The following is a 15,708-nucleotide window of genomic DNA, read 5'->3' on the forward strand; positions in this document are numbered from 1 at the left end:
GATCGCAAGGCGTGGGAACGAGGATGACGCAGACACCGATCCGCCTCACCGTGAACGGCAGGATCAACGACGTCACGGCAGAGCGCCAGGCGCCGCTGCTTTATGTGCTGCGCAACGATCTCGGACTCAACGGCCCGAAATATGGTTGCGGCCTCGGTGAATGCGGCACCTGCACTGTCCTGATCGACGGCATGGCCGCACGCTCCTGCGTGATTCCCGTGGGCGGCTGCGCCGGGCGCGACATCCTGACGCTCGAGGGGCTCGGCACGCGTGACAAGCCTGACTCCGTGCAACAAGCCTTCATCGACGAGCAGGCCGCCCAGTGCGGCTACTGCCTCAACGGCATGATCATGACCACCAAGGCGCTGCTCGCGATCAACCCGCAGCCGTCAGAACACGAGGCGCTCGCCGCGCTGCGCTACAATCTCTGCCGCTGCGGCACCCATGTTGAAATCCTGCGCGCCGTGATGCGCGCGTCCGGCCAACTCGCCGAGGCCGGTGATTGATGGCCTCCCCGCATTCGAACGGAGAAGAGCGCGGCTCGCTCGTCGTCGTCCGCACCGTGGACGAGGTCACGTCAGAGACCTTTATCCGCATCACCGCGGACGGCTCGGTGAATGCCTATAACGGCCATGTCGATCTCGGCACCGGCATCCGCACCTCACTCGGCCAGATCGTCGCCGAGGAGCTTGATGTCTCCTTTGCCCGCGTCGTCGTCGTGCTCGGCGACACCGCAGTCGTGCCGAACCAGGGCGCGACGATTGCCAGCGAAACCATCCAGATCACCGCGGTGCCCCTGCGCAAGGCCGCAGCGCAGGCGCGCCAGTTCTTGATCGCGCGGGCGGCGGAGCGGCTGGAGCTGCCGGCCGAAGAGCTGAAGATCGAGGACGGCCTCGTGCGCGGTCACAATCGCAGCGTCAGCTATGGCGAGCTGATCGGCGGCGAGACCATCCGGCTCGAACTCGCTGACGACATCACCGTCAAGTCCGTCGGCGACTACGCCATCGTCGGCCAGTCGGTGCCGCGGGTCGATCTACCTGCCAAAGCAACGGGTGAGCTGACCTTCGTGCACGACATCCGCGTCCCGGGCATGCTGCACGGCCGTGTTGTTCGGCCGCCCTATTCCGGCGTCGATGCCGGCCCGTTCGTCGGCACCAGCCTGATCGCGGTCGATGAGTCGTCGGTGGGCGACGTTCCAGGCCTCGTGGCCGTCGTCCACATCGGCGATTTCGTCGGCGTGGTGGCCGAGCGCGAGGAGAATGCAATTCGCGCCGCGCAACAACTCGCGGTCAGCTGGAAGCCCACGCCCACGCTGACGGATCTCTCTGACGTCGAGGCCGCGCTCCGCGCCCATCCGTCGACACCGCGCACGCTGATCGAGAAGGGCGACGTCGACGCGGCGATTGCAGGCTCCGCCAAACCGATGCAGCGCACCTATGTCTGGCCATATCAGATGCACGCATCGATCGGCCCGTCCTGCGCGGTCGCTGACTACAGTGACGGCAATATCCGCGTCTGGTCGGGCACGCAGAATCCGCACGTGCTGCGCAGCGATCTCGCTCTTCTCGTAGAGCGTCCCGAGAGCGAGGTCGAGGTCATTAGATTGGAAGCCGCCGGCTGCTACGGCCGCAACTGCGCCGATGACGTCACGGCAGATGCCCTGCTGCTCTCGCGCGCCGTCGGCCGTCCCGTTCGCGTGCAGTTGACGCGCGAGCAGGAGCACGCCTGGGAGCCCAAAGGCGCCGCGCAGCTGATCGACGTCAATGGCGGCCTCGACCGCAACGGCGGCATCGCCGGTTACGATCTCGCCACGCGCTATCCCTCGAACGCGGCGCCGACGCTGGCGCTGCTGCTCACGGGGCGCATCTCGCCCGAGCCCGCGGTGCTCCAGATGGGCGACCGTACCGCGATCCCGCCTTACGACTACGACCACATGCGCGTCGTTGCCCACGACATGGCACCGATCGTGCGCGCCTCCTGGTTTCGCGGCGTTTCGGCGTTGCCGAACACCTTTGCGCATGAATCCTATATCGACGAGGCAGCGACCGAGGCCGGCGTCGATCCGATCGAATACCGCCTGCGCTATCTGAAAGACCAGCGCGCCGTCGATCTCGTCAATGCGGTGGCCGAACGCGCGGGCTGGACGCCGCGGCCGGTGCGCGCGGAGAAGGACGGCGAGGTCGTGCACGGGCGCGGCTTCGCCTACGCGCTCTACGTCCACAGCAAGTTTCCAGGCTACGGCGCGGCATGGTCGGCCTGGGTCGCTGACGTCGCCGTGAACAAGACCACCGGCGATGTCAGCGTCACGCGCGTCGTCGCAGGACAGGACTCCGGATTGATGATCAATCCGGACGGCGTGCGACACCAGATCCAGGGCAACGTCATCCAGTCCACCAGCCGCGCGTTGATGGAGGAAGTCTCGTTCGAACGTGGCTCGGTAACAGCGCGGGAATGGGGCGCCTATCCGGTCATCCCGTTCCCTGACGTGCCCAAGATCGACGTCTTGATGCTGCCGCGCCAGGACCAGCCACCCCTCGGCGTCGGCGAGTCCGCCTCGGTCCCGAGCGCGGCTGCGATCGCCAACGCGATCTTCGATGCCACCGGCGTGCGCTTCCGCGAGCCGCCGTTCACGCCGGAGCGCATTCTCGAGGGATTGCACGGTGAGGCATCGCCCGTGCCGCAGGTCCTGCCCGCGCCTGCAACGTCGTCTCCATCGCGCATCTGGGAGAATCCGTTCGCCAAACGCGCCGGCATCCTTGCAACGATTGCGGCCGTCTGCACCGCCGCAATCGGCATCGGCGCGGCGATGCTGCCGGGACGCGCCATCGCGCCGGTCGCGCGGCCCGATGCATCGGTCTATTCGGCGGCGACCATCGCGCGCGGCGAGCAGCTCGCGGCCCTCGGCAATTGCGCGGAGTGCCACACCAGCCCGAGTGGCCTGCCCAACGCAGGCGGCCGCGCGTTGGAGACGCCGTTCGGCACGATCTACTCGACCAACATCACGCCCGACGTCCAGACCGGCATCGGTGCCTGGTCCTATCCCGCCTTTGAGCGCGCGATGCGCGACGGGCTGCATCGCGACGGCCGGCAGCTCTATCCCGCCTTCCCCTACACGCACTTCTCGAAGACCAGCGATGCCGACATGCAGGCGCTCTACGCCTACCTGATGGCACAGCCTGCAGTACGCACGACGGCGCCCGCGAATGCGCTGGCCTTCCCGTTCAATTTCCGGCCGTTGCTTGCCGGCTGGAACGCCCTGTTCCACCGGGCCAGGGAGTTCAAGCCCGATCCCGCCAAATCGCAAGCCTGGAATCGCGGCGCTTATCTGGTCGAGAGCCTCGGTCATTGCAGCGGCTGCCATTCGCCACGCAATGCGCTCGGCGCCGAGCAGCGCGGCGCCTATCTCGCCGGCGGCTTTGCCGAAGGCTGGGAGGCGCCGCCCCTGACCTCGCTCTCGCACGCGCCGATCCCCTGGAGCGAGGATGAGCTGTTCGCCTATTTGCGCACCGGCCATTCACGCTATCATGGCGTCGCGGCCGGCCCGATGGCGCCGATCGTGAGGGATCTCAAGGCCCTGCCCGACCAGGACATCCGCGCGATGGCGGTCTATCTCGGCTCGTTCAACGACAGCGCGGTCGACGCGCCCGCACTGGCCACGAAGCTCGAAAGCGCAACGCAAGTCACCGCTGCCTCGTCCAGCGGCGCGCGCCTGTATCAGGGCGCCTGCACCGTCTGCCACGAGGTCGGCGGCCTGCCGCTGTTCGGCAGCCGTCCCTCGCTCGCGCTCAACAGCAATCTGCACAGCGCGACCTCGGACAATCTCGTGCAGGTGATCTTGCACGGCATCACCGAGCCCGCATCGAGCGACCTCGGCTACATGCCGGCATTCAGGGCCAGCATGAGCGACGCGCAGGTCGAGGAGCTCGTCACCTTCCTGCGCCGGCAATTCGCGCCCGACAAGCCGGCGTGGAGCGGCGTCCGCGAGACGATCGCGCGGGTGCGCTCAACCCACTAAGCGTGCTTCTTCACTTCCACGGGCGGCGTGCCATGGGTGTGGAACGACTCGATGGTCTTCAACCCCCAGGCCTGGCCTTTCTTGCGCTCCTCTTCCGTCCACACGATCGGCTTCCAGTCGGGCGCGAGGATGAGACGTGCACCGGCATTGGCGACTTCGACGCGGTTGCCGCCGGGCTCGTAGACGTAGAGGAAGAAGGTCTGCTGGATCGCATGCTTGTGCGGACCGGTCTCGATGTGCACCCCGTTCTCCAGGAAGATGTCAGCCGCGCGAAGAATCTCCTCGCGGCTGTCGAGCGCGTAGGTGACGTGGTGGAAGCGGCCCGGCGTGCCGGAATGGTCGAGCGAATAGGCGAAATCGTAGCTCTTGTTCGACATGGTCAGCCACATCGCCGCTTCCCTTCCGTCATTGAGCACGATCTGCTCGGTGAGGCGGCAGCCGAGATAGTTCTCGAAGAACTCGCGGTTGGCCTTGATGTCGACGGCGAGGCAGTTGAGGTGGTCGAGCCGGCGGACATTGACGCCGCGCGCCGGAAAGCGCTGCGCCTGGTTCTTCAGCGCCGGCTTCAGTTCCGGCGGCGCCTGATACCATTCGGTCTCGTAATAGAGCTCGACGATGTGGCCATCGGGGTCGCGACATCGAAACGTCGGCCCCTGCCCCATATCGCCGTCGATCCAGCCGATGTCGAAGCCAGAGCCCTTCAACGCGGCGACGCGGCGCTCGAGCGCCTGCTGGCTGCGCGCGCGCAGCGCCATGTGCTCCATGCCTGACGTCTTCGAGGCCGTGAGCTTCAGCGAGTAGCGCTCATAATCGTCCCAGCCGCGCAGATAGACCGACTCGCCCTTCTGTCCGCTGATGGTCATGCCCATGACGTCGACAAAGAATTTCAGGCTCTCGTCGGGCTTCGGCGTCAGCAGTTCCATGTGGCCGAGATGGGCGAGATCGAGGATCGGTTCGGGCTGCATGTTGGCCTCCAAAGGCGTGGCGATCCGGTTCAGAGAATCGCGCAATCGGACGCGGGCGCAATATTCATGGATGCGCCCCAGCGGCACTCCGGCCGCAGGTTCATTTGTACCAATGTACAAATGATTCGGTCCCGTCAACAAATCAACGCGGACCTTACAGCCTTCGCCCATGCCCGAATGAACAGCCATCGCCCGAGACCGAGCGGACTGAGCGAATGGTAAAATCTTCCTTAATTCGATTTAAGGTCAGGAAGCCGGGCAAAGCGACATTTTCCGGCCGATTCCCCTCCCAAATGCATTGCGAACAAATCTATCGACCGAATTGTAGCGGATTTAACAAAGCGCCCGCGCCCGTCGTTTAACCGTTTGTGCAGCGACGTCCCGGCATAGTCGGACAAACAGTCTGACTTTTCAGGTTCATCCATCGTGACATCCTTTGGACGCGTCATTTCGGTACGCGGATCGCTCGCTCGGGTCGGGCTTCTGGCGGAAAGCCGGATGCCGGTCTCGGAAGTTCGGGCCACAGTCGGCCGCTTCGTCAGCATCCGCTGCGCCAGCTCGGTCATCGTCGCCATGATCACGGAGGTGTCCTGCGAGAATTTGTCGAGTCCCGACTACATCGCCATCGCCTCGGTCGACCTGCTCGGCGAAATTCTCAACGCCACCGACAAGCCGAAATTCCAGCGCGGTGTCACCAATTATCCGACCATCGGCGATGCCGTGGACCTGATCACCAGCCAGGAGCTGCGCACGATCTACGCTCCGACAGGTTCGGATCAGATCAATGTCGGTTTCCTCCAGCAGGACCGTTCCGTCGTCGCCTATGTCGACATTGAGGAGATGCTCTCCAAGCATTTCGCGGTCCTGGGATCGACCGGCGTCGGCAAGTCCACGGGCGTGTCGCTGCTGCTCAACGAGATCTTGAAGGCGCGCCCGAACCTGCGCATCTTCCTGCTCGACGTGCACAACGAATATGGCCGCTGCTTCGGCGACCGCGCGCTGGTGCTCAACCCGCGGAACCTGAAGCTGCCGTTCTGGCTGTTCAACTTCGAGGAAATCGTCGACGTGCTGTTCGGCGGCCGTGCCGGCGTGCCCGAGGAACTCGACGTCCTCGCCGAAGTGATCCCGATCGCCAAGGGCATTTACACGCAGTATCAGAGCGCCGACCGCCTCGGCCTGAAGCGAATCGACCCCAAGCAGATCGGCTTCACCGTCGACACGCCGGTGCCGTATCGCCTGGTCGATTTGATCTCGCTGATCGACGAGCGCATGGGCAAGCTGGAAAACCGCTCCTCGCGTATCGTCTATCACAAGCTGATCTCGCGCATCGAGGCGGTCCGCAACGATCCGCGTTATGCCTTCATGTTCGACAACGCCAATGTCGGCGGCGACACCATGGCCGAGGTGATCAGCCATCTGTTCCGCCTGCCCGCCAACGGCAAGCCGATGACGGTGATGCAGCTCGCCGGCTTTCCCGCAGAGGTCATCGATTCCGTCGTGTCGGTGCTGTGCCGCATGGCCTTCGACTTCGGCCTGTGGAGCGACGGCGTTTCGCCGATGTTGTTCGTTTGCGAAGAGGCGCACCGTTACGCCTCCGCCGACCGCAACATCGGTTTCGGACCGACCCGTAAGGCGGTGTCGCGCATCGCCAAGGAAGGCCGCAAATACGGCGTCTATCTCGGCCTGATCACGCAGCGGCCCGCAGAGCTCGACGCGACCATCATCTCCCAGTGCAACACGCTGTTCACGATGCGTCTTGCCAACGACCGCGACCAGGCGCTGCTGCGCGCCGCGGTGTCGGACGCGGCCGCGAACCTCTTGTCCTTCGTGCCCTCGCTCGGCACCCGCGAGGTGCTGGCGTTCGGCGAAGGCGTCGCACTGCCGACACGCCTGCGGTTCAAGGAAGTGCCCCCCCATCAATTGCCCCGCGGCGAAGCCACCATCTCGAGCGTTCCATCGGTCAGCGCCGGCCACGACATGCATTTCGTCGGCGCCGTCCTCGAGCGCTGGCGCGGTGCCACCTCGCAGCGCGACGTGCCGAACGACCCGGTGTTCGCCGCGCCGCCCGCCAGGTCGCTCGCGCCTGCTGAAACGCCGATGCTGCAGCCCTCGCTGGGGCTCGATCCCGATCGCTTCTCGCTGCTGAAGAAGCCGCTGCGGTAACGGGCAAGTTGAGCACGGCCTCCGCATCGACTATGGTTGCCGGCCCAAAAGCCGGAATCCATGGCCATGACAAAGCCCGTGCAACGCTTCCCCGCACCCGCCATCGACAGCCTGCCTGACGACATCCGCACGCGCCTGCTCACCGTGCAGGAAAAGAGCGGCTTCGTGCCGAACGTATTCCTGACGCTGGCCTACCGGCCCGACGAATTCCGCGCCTTCTTCGCCTATCACGACGCACTGATGGAGAAGGACAGCGGACTCACCAAGGCCGAACGCGAGATGATCGTGGTGGCGACGTCGGCGGCCAACCAGTGCCAGTATTGCGTGATCGCCCATGGCGCGATCCTGCGCATCCGCGCCAGGAATCCTGTGATTGCCGATCAGATCGCGACCAACTATCGCAAGGCCGACATCACGCCGCGGCAGAAGGCGATGCTCGATTTCGCGATGAAGATCTCGACGGACGCGCAGCAGAGCTCGGAGGAGGATTTCGCAGCCCTCGCCCTGCACGGCTTCAGCGACGACGATGTCTGGGACATCGCCGCGATCTCCGCCTTCTTCGCCCTGTCGAATCGACTGGCGAATTTCACCAGCATGCGGCCGAACGACGAATTCTATCTGATGGGGCGCCTGCCGAAAACATGACGGAGCTCGACTGGAGCGAAATCCTGCTGCGCCTCGGCGTCGCAACACTGGCCGGCAGCGCGATCGGTCTCAACCGCGATCTGCACGGCAATCCGATCGGGCTGAAGACGCTCGGCATCGTCGGGCTGTCCACCGCGACCGTGGTGCTGCTGGCGCTGCAACTGGCCGAGCCCGGCAAGGCCGTCGATGCCACCAGCCGGGTCATCCAGGGCATTCTTACCGGCATCGGCTTTCTCGGCGCCGGCGTGATCGTCCACGAGAGCGACCGATTTCGCGTCCGCGGCCTGACCAGTGCCGCCTGCACCTTCCTGGCCGCCTGCCTCGGCATCGTCTGCGGCGCCGGGCAATGGAAGATCGTTGCAGTCGCGCTGGGGCTCGCCTTTACGGTGCTCACGGTCGGCCGCCGCATCGAGCATCAAGTGCACCGAATGCTCGGCGGCAAGAGCGAGCCACACCAGGACCATCGGCAGACGTAGCGGCCCTCTCAGGTGACCGACCGCCCGGCATGCACGTCAGCGTTCAGGACGTATGTCCGTCGAAATGGCCTTCCGCGGGCGTTTTCTTGGCGCGCTGCGGGGTCATCGTGGCGTTATCGGGCTGCCCGGGAACACCGCGCGGTCCGAGCTGCTCACGCTGCAGATCGTCTTCGGAAAATGCCGGCTCGACCCCATTCGGTTCTGTTCGCCGCGTGGCGTGAATGTCGTCTCGTGTGCTCATTCCTCTACTCCTTGTCGCGTCGGGGCAAAAACCGGGTTCCCGTTAGCTCGCGCGATGGGCACCTGGCAGGGGTCACCCGTGGCGCGCACGGACCAAGATCTGGAAGACGCATGCGCCGTCTTCCGTCTGCACGTCAAGCTGCCAGTCATCATCCGGTTGCAGATCACCATCGAGGTCGCGCAGGCTGTCGCCGGCGTACCGGGTCGCCATCTCCCATGCGGCGCGCCGATCCGGAAGCTCCTGACCAACATCGTCGCGATCGCTCAACCGATCGCCGTTCCGGACATTGAAGAAGAATCGCGGCATGACCAATACTCGACGGGGCTCCCCGACGGGTAAAGTAATCCATGTTAATTTCGTTCCTGTCGCCGGCGCATTCGTGCGATCGCAACCAAGTCGAAACGGTAGCCGGATCGTGCCAAGAGCGGACGATCCCGGCTCTTACGCGTACGTGCCGGGACCGCCGCTGAAGGTGCAACCGACCAGTCGGGCGGAAGGCCGATCGCACGGGAATGACGTCGTCCTCGTATCGACGTTCCTATTTTTCGGTTGTTGTCCCCGATCGCGCACAGCGTCGCCCTGGCTACCCGTCGGCCAGCTCTTCGACCTCGAGCGTGATCGAGATCTTCAGGCACGGCGCATGCTCGTCCTCGCGCACGTCCACGACGACATGATCTGCGCTGCCGGTGAGAAACGCCTCGCGCGCGATGGACGCGCCGGTGAGCATCGCTTCCTTGCGGGCGACGCCTACATTCGCCAGATTCTGCCCGTCTTCGTCCGCGATCAGGCGGCTGTCCTCGTGGATGTCGAAATGGAAGCGCGGCATCGGGTGCCTCAAAGGGTTGGCGACTGATGCAGGTAACGAACGTCGAAATCCGCTAGTTCCTGGAATTTCCGCTCGTCGAGCACGGTGACGCGGCCGCGATTGAACTCGACGATACCGTCCTGCCGCACCTGCTTGATCACCCTGTTGGCGTGCACCGAGGTGATCCCCAGGGCTTCGCCGACCTGCTCCTGCGTCAACGGCATCTCGAAGCTGTCGCCGTCCACGCGGCCGATGAGCCTGAGGCGTTCGCGCAGCTCGATCATGACGTGTGCGAGGCGCGCCGGCGCGGGACGCTGACCGACATTGACGATCCATTCGCGGAACATGGCGGCATCGATCAGCGTATCGCGCCAAAACATCTCGGCGAGATCAGGGCTGCGGCGATGCAGCTTCTGCAAATCGTCATGCTTGATGAAGCCAAGCGTGGCGGGCGTCAGCGTCGCGAGGTCATGATCCATGACGTGCAGGAACAGGCTCATCAAATCGGGGATCTCGCCGGGGATGTGCAGCGAAAGGATCTGCCGCTTGCCGTTCGCGATCGTCTTGGAGCGCGCGCAAAATCCGTCGGTGATCAGGCAGCAGTTTGTCGCACGCTCGCCATCGCGCACCACCGCCGTCTCTGCGGGGAACTCACGCACCGAGATCGGCAGGGCTTCGATTTCCCTGATGTCCTTGTCCGCGATGGCGGACGAAATGCGCAGTCGCTCGATGAGCGCGGCGCGGATCGCGTCGCTGGGCACTTTGTCTGCCTCCGGTCGCGGAGATGGAACTCACGGCGCAGCAGCGCCGCGGGAGAAAAACCCGCGATCGCGCTGCCCGGTTCCAACAAAAGTTAAGGACGCGGCTTGGCCGCACATGGTGTCGTCGGCGCTCGAAAGGGCAAATCATGACCAACAAGCGCAACCGTACGCGACCGGCCCTGTCCCTCCAGGAACGCCTGACCAAATTCACGCAGGATGCCCGCGCCGCGGCCAAGAATCTTCCCGCCGGCACGGAGCGCCGTACGCTGTTGCAGAAGGTTCGCGATGGCGAGGCCGCCGCGGAGATGGAGCGGTTGCTGTCCCCGCCCGGCTTACCAGATCCGAAATGATCGCGCGTATGCCGCTAGTGATTGACCATCAGCGGAAGTGCCGGTGCAAAGCGCTCGGCAAACGTCAGTGTCCTGGCCTGCTGGACCGCGGCAAACGAGGCCGAGATTCCCGCTGAAGCAACTGCGAGCAAGGCGATACTGAAAAGCAGACGCCGCATGTGAGCCTCCTGTGTGAGCTCGACTGCCGCAATTAGATGGGCGGCTCCGTTTCAGGACGGTTTCGTCGGCGCGGAAAATGATTTCCTTCAAGCCGCTGTGATCGGATCGAGCTTATCGGGCTGCACGCCGGTCGGTTACGATTTCGCGCATGCGCTGGAGCAGCACATGTCCGGCGCCTGAATATTGCCAGCGCGTAGCCGGGGCAAAATTCGGCGTCAGGGGTCCCTTGGAAGCCCAGTTCGGAAACCCGGAACTATGAGACAGCAGCGCCCGCGCCGTCACGGCGCGCAGGATTTCGACCGGGACCGTGTCGCCGACAGGAGCTTCTTTCGGAGCGAAGATGTTTTCCGCGGGACGCCTCAATCGTCCGACGCCGGGCCGCACCAGCCGGGCAGATAGACCGCGTCCTTGCTCTTGGCCGCCGCGAGCGCTTTCTCGAGCGCCTTGTCGAAATTGGCGTCGACAGCCTTGCGCGTCAGCTTGCGTCGCAGGAAATCGGCCCACAAGAATTCGGAGAACGGCGTGGTGTCCTTGGCGAAGCCGCCCATGCGGCGCAGCTCGCCGGCAAGGCTGCGGTAGGGATCGTCCTTGAGATCGACGACCGATTTCGGCAGATCGCGGAACGGGCGACGCTGGCCCTTGCTGTCGTAGGGATAGACCCAGCGCTTGTTGTCCATCACGCCCCAGAACGCCTCGCGCTCGACCATGCGGAGATCACCGACGACGGTGACCAGCACCTGCTTGATGCCCTCGTCGTGGAGCGCGCGGCCGAGATGGTGGTGGTCGATGACGTAATAGCGCCCGTCAGGTCCGGCGACGACGGGGATCATATGGGTGCCGAGCAGATCGGCCTGCTTCTTCTTGCCGTGTTCGCGCCAGCGCTTGCGCTTCTCCTTGACCTCGCGCATGCCGACCGTCATCTGCGTCGGCCGCAGCGACAGGATCGGCACCGGGTGCACTCTCGGCTCGCGCGCGTTGGTGGTCATGATCGAACGACCTCTCGTCTGGTGGCCTCTGTGGTCCGGGTTCCCGATTATGCCATCGGCCGTGTGGCGGCAACATGGGGTTCGAGACTGGAGGCGCTTTTGTGCCGGCCATTATTGCAGCGCAGTGGCACGTGGTTGGCAGCGGCGAGAAGATTTTCTCGCACCCCCCGTCGCGCTTATGCTATCTAAAAATCGCTGCTTCGGAGTGACCCTCGTCCCATGAAATCCCAGCGGCCCATAACCTCGGACGGCGAGCACCAGGTGCTCCAGTTCAGGCCGCGAACGACGCGCTCCCCTGTGATCCACGGGGGTGGCGGCATTGTACAGCAGCTGCATGCAGCAGCCCCCGAACCGCTCGACCTGTCCCGCTATGAGCAGCCGCGCGCTGAGCCGGACGATTTCCGCCACCGCATGCTTGCCAATATCGCGGCCTTGGCCTTCACCATCGCCCTCACCGCCATCGGAATCTGGCTCGCCGTCAGCATCGCCGATTTGCGCCGGACTCAGGATTGCGTGCTGATGGGCCGGCGGGATTGCGTCAAGATCACGACCCCGCACATTTAGACCGCCTTCCGGGCGCAGGACACCCCGTGGGCGGAAACCGCCCAACCCGGCGTCCCTGTCCACGGTCCCGTCCGGCTCCATTGAACTCAAGGCGGCGCTCCGATATACGGGCTCTCGACCCGTCCAGAGGGGGTTAGAGGGTGTCATCAGGGGCGCGATGTCCACCCACCGTGCCACTCTGGGATACCTGAAAAATACAGCAATATATCAAAGGCTTAGTGATGTCCTCCACATTCGATCAGGTCGCTACGATCATCGCTGAAACCTGCGACATCCCGCGCGACACGATCACGCCCGACAGCCATGCCATCGATGACCTCGGCATCGACAGCCTCGATTTCCTGGACATCGCCTTCGCGATCGACAAGCAGTTCGGCATCAAGCTGCCGCTCGAAAAGTGGACCCAGGAAGTCAACGACGGCAAGGCCACCACCGAGCAGTATTTCGTGCTGAAGAACCTGTGTGCGCGCATCGACGAGCTGGTTGCCGCCAAGGGCGCAAGCGCCTAATCGGGCGATCATGCAACTCGAATACTTCCACATGATCGATCGCATCGTCGACCTCAAGGTCGACGAGAAGACGATCGTCGTCGAGGCCCAGGTCCCCCGGGAGAGCACCGTCTTCGAAGGGCACTTCCCGGGCTTTCCCCTGATGCCCGGCGTGCTGCTGATCGAATCGATGGCGCAGGCCTCGGGCTTTCTGCTGCTTGGCCTCCTGAAGTTCGAGCGCATGCCGATCCTCGCCGCCGTGAAGGAAGCCAAGGTGCGCGGCTCGGTGTATCCGGGCGACCTCATGACCCTCCAGGCGAGCCTCGTCCACGAGGGCTCGGGCTATGCGATGACCGAGGCCAAGATCCGGGTCGGCGGCAAGCTGCGCGCGAATTCGACGCTCACCTTCACGCTGATTCCCTTCCCCAATCCGGATATGCGCGGATACATGGACGCTGTCGCCAAGCGCGTCGGTTTTCCGCAACAGGCCGTCTCGCCATGAATGACACAGCTTCGAAGCCGGGCCAGACGGAAGTCTGGATCACCGGTATTGGTCTCGCCACCTCGCTCGGTGAAGGGCTCGATGCCAACTGGGCCGCGCTCCAGGAGAAGCGCATCAACGTCGACGAGAAGGGCTTCGCACCTTTCATCGTGCATCCGCTGCTGCCTGTCACCTTCGACAGCCAGATCCCGAAGAAGGGCGATCAGCGCCAGATGGAAGCCTGGCAGCGCATCGGCGTCTATGCCGCGGGCCTCGCGCTCGACTCGGCGGGCATCAAGGGCAACAAGGATATCCTCTCGAAAATCGACATGGTCGTGGCCGCCGGTGGCGGCGAGCGCGATCTCAACGTCGACACCGGCGTGCTCACCGCCGAGGCCAAGGGCGCCAACGCGCCGGGCTTCCTCAACGAGCGGCTGATGAGCGATCTCAGGCCGACGCTGTTTCTGGCCCAGCTCTCCAATCTGCTCGCCGGCAACATCGCCATCGTCAACGGCCTCGGCGGCACCTCGCGCACCTTCATGGGCGAAGAGGTTGCGGGTGCCGACGCCGCGCGCATCGCGCTGTCGCGCATCGCCTCGGGCGAAAGCGATATTGCGCTGGTCGGCGGCTCGCATAATGGCGAGCGCAAGGACCTCATGGTGCTCTACGAATTCGGCGACTTCAACCTGAAGGACAAGTTCGCCCCCGTCTGGGCGCGCAAGGATCACGCCGGCTTCGCGCTCGGCTCGGCCGGTGCCTTCCTCGTGCTGGAATCCAGGGCGCATGCGGAAGCGCGCGGCGCGAAACCGTACGCCAAGCTGTCGAGCGTGGTGACCGATCTCGCCCGGCGCAAGCAGTCCGGCGACATGGAAGCGACGCTGGAGAAGCTCTGGGACAAGCTGCCCAAGCGCGCCGGCAAGGGTGCGATCATCTCGGGCGCGACAGGCGCAGAGCCCGCCACGTCCGAGGAACGCGACTTCCTGAAGAAGCACGCCGACTTCCCGGTGCGCGCGACCGGCACGATGTTCGGCCACACCATGGAAACGCAATTTCCGCTCGGCATTGCGCTCGCCGCGCTCTCGATCTCGCGCGGCGCGCTGTTCCCGCCGAACGATTCGACCGGGACCGAGATTGAAATGCAGTCGGCGCCCACCCAGATTGTCGTGGTGGGAGCCGGACACTGGCGCGGCGAAGGCATGGCGCTGGTCGAGGCTGTAAGCTAAAGCGCGCCGCGCTTTAGCCGGTTGTTGTTTCGAGCATGATCTTACCGGAAAACCGCGTCACGGTTTTCCGGATCATGTTCCAGCTCTATCGGGGGACGATCGACATGACTGCACCACGCGACAAACTCGGGCGTCCCGTCGTCGTCGTCACCGGCATGGGCATCATGACCTCGCTCGGTGCCGGCAAGGCCGACAATTGGTCGAAGCTCGTTGCCGGCGAATCCGGCATCCGCACCATCACGCGCTTTCCGGTCGACGGGCTCAAGACCACGATGGCCGGCACCGTCGATTTCGTCAGCGTCGATCCGTTCTCCTCCACCGGCCTGTCCGAACGCATGGCCGAGCTGGTCACGCAGGAAGCGCTGGAGCAGGCCGGCATCGGCGCCAAGGCCGATTTCCCCGGCCCGCTCTTCCTCGCGGTTGCGCCTGTTGAAGTCGAGTGGCCGCAGCGCCGCGAGCTCGGCCGCGCCGTCGGCGCGCCCGACTTCACCTATGACGATTTGCTGCGCATCTCCGGCGGCGGCAAGTACAGCGCCTATCACCACCGCTTCATGTTCGGCTCGGTCGCCGCTCACCTCGCCGAGACCTTCGGCACCAAGGGCTCGCCGATCTCGCTGTCGACGGCCTGCGCGTCGGGCGCGACCTCGATCCAGCTCGGCGTCGAGGCGATCCGCCGCGGCGAGACCGATGCGGCGCTGTGCGTCGCGACCGACGGCACCGTCAATCCGGAGGCGCTGGTGCGCTTCTCGCTGCTCTCGGCGCTGTCGACCCAGAACGATCCGCCGCAGGCGGCCTCCCGCCCCTTCTCCAAGAACCGCGACGGCTTCGTCATGGCCGAAGGCGCCGGTGCCCTGGTGCTGGAAAGCTATGAAGCCGCGACCGCGCGCGGCGCAAAAATCCTCGGTGTGATCGCCGGCTGCGGCGAGCTCACGGACTCGTTCCATCGCACCCGCTCCTCGCCCGACGGCAAGCCGATCATCGGCTGCATGAACAAGACGCTGGCCGATGCCGGCATGACCCCCGATCAGATCGACCACATCAACGCGCACGGCACGGCGACGCCCGAGAACGACAAGATGGAGTTCAACACGACCTCGGCCGTGTTCGGCGATCTCGCGCAGAAGATTCCGGTCACCTCGAACAAGTCGATGGTCGGCCACACCATCTCGGCCGCCGGCGCGGTCGAGGCGATCTTCTCGCTGCTCACCCTCGAGCATCAGCGCATCCCGCCGACCATCAACTACGAGACGCCGGATCCCACGATCCTGTTCAACGTGGTCGGCAACAAGGCGCGCGACGCCCGCGTCACCGCGGTGATGTCGAACTCGTTCGGCTTCGGCGGCCAGAACGCCTCGCTGATCCTGACCCGCGAACCGGCCTGACCGG

The 15,708-nt window shown here is 64.8% G+C and carries 19 protein-coding genes; 12 read left to right on the plus strand and 7 right to left on the minus strand.

The features are described from left to right. Positions 1 to 23: 23 nt before the first annotated feature. Together ACVWZ4_RS32680 and ACVWZ4_RS32685 are read left to right on the plus strand one after the other, a co-directional pair. A complete protein-coding gene (locus ACVWZ4_RS32680; RefSeq protein ID WP_456734828.1) occupies positions 24 to 506 on the plus strand; it encodes a (2Fe-2S)-binding protein in 483 nt (160 codons plus the stop codon). Continuing rightward, positions 506 to 4,015, plus strand: a complete 3,510-nt coding sequence (locus ACVWZ4_RS32685) for a molybdopterin cofactor-binding domain-containing protein (protein WP_456741969.1) — start codon at positions 506 to 508, stop codon at positions 4,013 to 4,015. The genes ACVWZ4_RS32680 and ACVWZ4_RS32685 overlap by 1 nt, the downstream gene beginning before the upstream one ends. Here the strand turns inward: ACVWZ4_RS32685 and ACVWZ4_RS32690 are convergent. Further along, positions 4,012 to 4,980 carry a catechol 2,3-dioxygenase gene (locus ACVWZ4_RS32690; RefSeq protein WP_456703069.1) on the minus strand — a complete coding sequence of 323 codons (969 nt, stop codon included), beginning with the start codon at positions 4,978 to 4,980 and terminating at the stop codon, positions 4,012 to 4,014. The genes ACVWZ4_RS32685 and ACVWZ4_RS32690 overlap by 4 nt on opposite strands. Positions 4,981 to 5,406: 426 nt before the next feature. Here ACVWZ4_RS32690 and ACVWZ4_RS32695 point away from each other — a divergent pair, with 426 nt between their 5' ends. The 3 genes from ACVWZ4_RS32695 to ACVWZ4_RS32705 all read left to right on the plus strand — a co-directional run bounded on the left by ACVWZ4_RS32695 (position 5,407) and on the right by ACVWZ4_RS32705 (position 8,264). Further along, on the plus strand, positions 5,407 to 7,143 hold the full coding sequence (locus tag ACVWZ4_RS32695; RefSeq protein WP_456703068.1) for an ATP-binding protein: 1,737 nt from the start codon (positions 5,407 to 5,409) through the stop codon (positions 7,141 to 7,143). A 66-nt stretch (positions 7,144 to 7,209) separates the two neighbouring features. Then, positions 7,210 to 7,788: a peroxidase-related enzyme gene (locus ACVWZ4_RS32700; RefSeq protein ID WP_456741970.1), complete on the plus strand. Its 579-nt coding sequence runs from the start codon at positions 7,210 to 7,212 to the stop codon at positions 7,786 to 7,788. Continuing rightward, positions 7,785 to 8,264: an MgtC/SapB family protein gene (locus ACVWZ4_RS32705; RefSeq protein WP_456703066.1), complete on the plus strand. Its 480-nt coding sequence runs from the start codon at positions 7,785 to 7,787 to the stop codon at positions 8,262 to 8,264. Before ACVWZ4_RS32700 ends, ACVWZ4_RS32705 begins: the two co-directional genes overlap by 4 nt. Before the next feature lie 43 nt (positions 8,265 to 8,307). On the opposite strand, the gene ACVWZ4_RS32710 is transcribed toward ACVWZ4_RS32705, so the two are convergent. The 4 genes from ACVWZ4_RS32710 to ACVWZ4_RS32725 form a co-directional block, all read right to left on the minus strand. Next, on the minus strand, positions 8,308 to 8,505 hold the full coding sequence (locus tag ACVWZ4_RS32710; protein ID WP_456703065.1) for a hypothetical protein: 198 nt from the start codon (positions 8,503 to 8,505) through the stop codon (positions 8,308 to 8,310). Positions 8,506 to 8,577: 72 nt separating this feature from the next. Then, positions 8,578 to 8,811 carry a DUF6894 family protein gene (locus ACVWZ4_RS32715; RefSeq protein ID WP_456741971.1) on the minus strand — a complete coding sequence of 78 codons (234 nt, stop codon included), beginning with the start codon at positions 8,809 to 8,811 and terminating at the stop codon, positions 8,578 to 8,580. 277 nt (positions 8,812 to 9,088) lie between these two features. Then, complete coding sequence (locus ACVWZ4_RS32720) at positions 9,089 to 9,331, minus strand: DUF6894 family protein (protein WP_456734826.1); 243 nt, start codon at positions 9,329 to 9,331, stop codon at positions 9,089 to 9,091. A gap of 8 nt (positions 9,332 to 9,339) precedes the next feature. Further along, on the minus strand, positions 9,340 to 10,071 hold the full coding sequence (locus ACVWZ4_RS32725; RefSeq protein ID WP_456703062.1) for a Crp/Fnr family transcriptional regulator: 732 nt from the start codon (positions 10,069 to 10,071) through the stop codon (positions 9,340 to 9,342). 146 nt (positions 10,072 to 10,217) lie between these two features. Here ACVWZ4_RS32725 and ACVWZ4_RS32730 point away from each other — a divergent pair, with 146 nt between their 5' ends. Next, positions 10,218 to 10,421, plus strand: a complete 204-nt coding sequence (locus ACVWZ4_RS32730; RefSeq protein WP_456734825.1) for a hypothetical protein — start codon at positions 10,218 to 10,220, stop codon at positions 10,419 to 10,421. A gap of 14 nt (positions 10,422 to 10,435) precedes the next feature. Here the strand turns inward: ACVWZ4_RS32730 and ACVWZ4_RS32735 are convergent, their stop codons facing one another. Continuing rightward, positions 10,436 to 10,579, minus strand: coding sequence for a hypothetical protein (locus ACVWZ4_RS32735; protein ID WP_456741972.1), 144 nt, complete (start codon positions 10,577 to 10,579; stop codon positions 10,436 to 10,438). A gap of 13 nt (positions 10,580 to 10,592) precedes the next feature. Here ACVWZ4_RS32735 and ACVWZ4_RS32740 point away from each other — a divergent pair, with 13 nt between their 5' ends. Further along, positions 10,593 to 10,760 (plus strand): hypothetical protein, encoded by a 168-nt coding sequence (locus ACVWZ4_RS32740; RefSeq protein ID WP_456741973.1) that lies wholly within the window; start codon positions 10,593 to 10,595, stop codon positions 10,758 to 10,760. A 179-nt stretch (positions 10,761 to 10,939) separates the two neighbouring features. Here the strand turns inward: ACVWZ4_RS32740 and ACVWZ4_RS32745 are convergent, their stop codons facing one another. Next, the gene (locus tag ACVWZ4_RS32745) at positions 10,940 to 11,566 is read right to left on the minus strand and encodes a ParB-like protein (protein ID WP_456703058.1); all 627 of its coding nucleotides are present in this window, start codon (positions 11,564 to 11,566) and stop codon (positions 10,940 to 10,942) included. Between the two features lie 219 nt (positions 11,567 to 11,785). Here ACVWZ4_RS32745 and ACVWZ4_RS32750 point away from each other — a divergent pair, with 219 nt between their 5' ends. From ACVWZ4_RS32750 to ACVWZ4_RS32770, 5 genes are all read left to right on the plus strand, one after another. After that, positions 11,786 to 12,130: a hypothetical protein gene (locus ACVWZ4_RS32750; RefSeq protein ID WP_456703057.1), complete on the plus strand. Its 345-nt coding sequence runs from the start codon at positions 11,786 to 11,788 to the stop codon at positions 12,128 to 12,130. Positions 12,131 to 12,351: 221 nt separating this feature from the next. Then, on the plus strand, positions 12,352 to 12,639 hold the full coding sequence (locus ACVWZ4_RS32755; protein ID WP_007592476.1) for an acyl carrier protein: 288 nt from the start codon (positions 12,352 to 12,354) through the stop codon (positions 12,637 to 12,639). Between the two features lie 10 nt (positions 12,640 to 12,649). Beyond that, positions 12,650 to 13,120 (plus strand): 3-hydroxyacyl-ACP dehydratase FabZ family protein, encoded by a 471-nt coding sequence (locus tag ACVWZ4_RS32760; RefSeq protein WP_456703056.1) that lies wholly within the window; start codon positions 12,650 to 12,652, stop codon positions 13,118 to 13,120. Then, the gene (locus tag ACVWZ4_RS32765) at positions 13,117 to 14,322 is read left to right on the plus strand and encodes a beta-ketoacyl-ACP synthase (protein WP_456703055.1); all 1,206 of its coding nucleotides are present in this window, start codon (positions 13,117 to 13,119) and stop codon (positions 14,320 to 14,322) included. The genes ACVWZ4_RS32760 and ACVWZ4_RS32765 overlap by 4 nt, the downstream gene beginning before the upstream one ends. Before the next feature lie 104 nt (positions 14,323 to 14,426). Continuing rightward, entirely contained in the window at positions 14,427 to 15,704 is a 1,278-nt protein-coding gene (locus ACVWZ4_RS32770; RefSeq protein WP_456703054.1) for a beta-ketoacyl-ACP synthase, read from the plus strand. The last annotated feature ends 4 nt before the right edge of the window (positions 15,705 to 15,708 follow it).

It is taken from the genome of Bradyrhizobium sp. USDA 4472, assembly GCF_054058595.1.

Excerpts from the sequence above, each read along its gene's own strand:
- ACVWZ4_RS32680 (WP_456734828.1), top strand. The coding sequence starts at position 24 with ATGACGCAGACACCGATCCGCCTCACCGTGAACGGCAGGATCAACGAC.
- ACVWZ4_RS32685 (WP_456741969.1), top strand. The coding sequence starts at position 506 with ATGGCCTCCCCGCATTCGAACGGAGAAGAGCGCGGCTCGCTCGTCGTC.
- ACVWZ4_RS32690 (WP_456703069.1), bottom strand. The coding sequence starts at position 4,980 with ATGCAGCCCGAACCGATCCTCGATCTCGCCCATCTCGGCCACATGGAA.
- ACVWZ4_RS32700 (WP_456741970.1), top strand. The coding sequence starts at position 7,210 with ATGACAAAGCCCGTGCAACGCTTCCCCGCACCCGCCATCGACAGCCTG.
- ACVWZ4_RS32705 (WP_456703066.1), top strand. The coding sequence starts at position 7,785 with ATGACGGAGCTCGACTGGAGCGAAATCCTGCTGCGCCTCGGCGTCGCA.
- ACVWZ4_RS32710 (WP_456703065.1), bottom strand. The coding sequence starts at position 8,505 with ATGAGCACACGAGACGACATTCACGCCACGCGGCGAACAGAACCGAAT.
- ACVWZ4_RS32715 (WP_456741971.1), bottom strand. The coding sequence starts at position 8,811 with ATGCCGCGATTCTTCTTCAATGTCCGGAACGGCGATCGGTTGAGCGAT.
- ACVWZ4_RS32720 (WP_456734826.1), bottom strand. The coding sequence starts at position 9,331 with ATGCCGCGCTTCCATTTCGACATCCACGAGGACAGCCGCCTGATCGCG.
- ACVWZ4_RS32730 (WP_456734825.1), top strand. The coding sequence starts at position 10,218 with ATGACCAACAAGCGCAACCGTACGCGACCGGCCCTGTCCCTCCAGGAA.
- ACVWZ4_RS32735 (WP_456741972.1), bottom strand. The coding sequence starts at position 10,579 with ATGCGGCGTCTGCTTTTCAGTATCGCCTTGCTCGCAGTTGCTTCAGCG.
- ACVWZ4_RS32745 (WP_456703058.1), bottom strand. The coding sequence starts at position 11,566 with ATGACCACCAACGCGCGCGAGCCGAGAGTGCACCCGGTGCCGATCCTG.
- ACVWZ4_RS32750 (WP_456703057.1), top strand. The coding sequence starts at position 11,786 with ATGAAATCCCAGCGGCCCATAACCTCGGACGGCGAGCACCAGGTGCTC.
- ACVWZ4_RS32755 (WP_007592476.1), top strand. The coding sequence starts at position 12,352 with ATGTCCTCCACATTCGATCAGGTCGCTACGATCATCGCTGAAACCTGC.
- ACVWZ4_RS32760 (WP_456703056.1), top strand. The coding sequence starts at position 12,650 with ATGCAACTCGAATACTTCCACATGATCGATCGCATCGTCGACCTCAAG.
- ACVWZ4_RS32765 (WP_456703055.1), top strand. The coding sequence starts at position 13,117 with ATGAATGACACAGCTTCGAAGCCGGGCCAGACGGAAGTCTGGATCACC.
- ACVWZ4_RS32770 (WP_456703054.1), top strand. The coding sequence starts at position 14,427 with ATGACTGCACCACGCGACAAACTCGGGCGTCCCGTCGTCGTCGTCACC.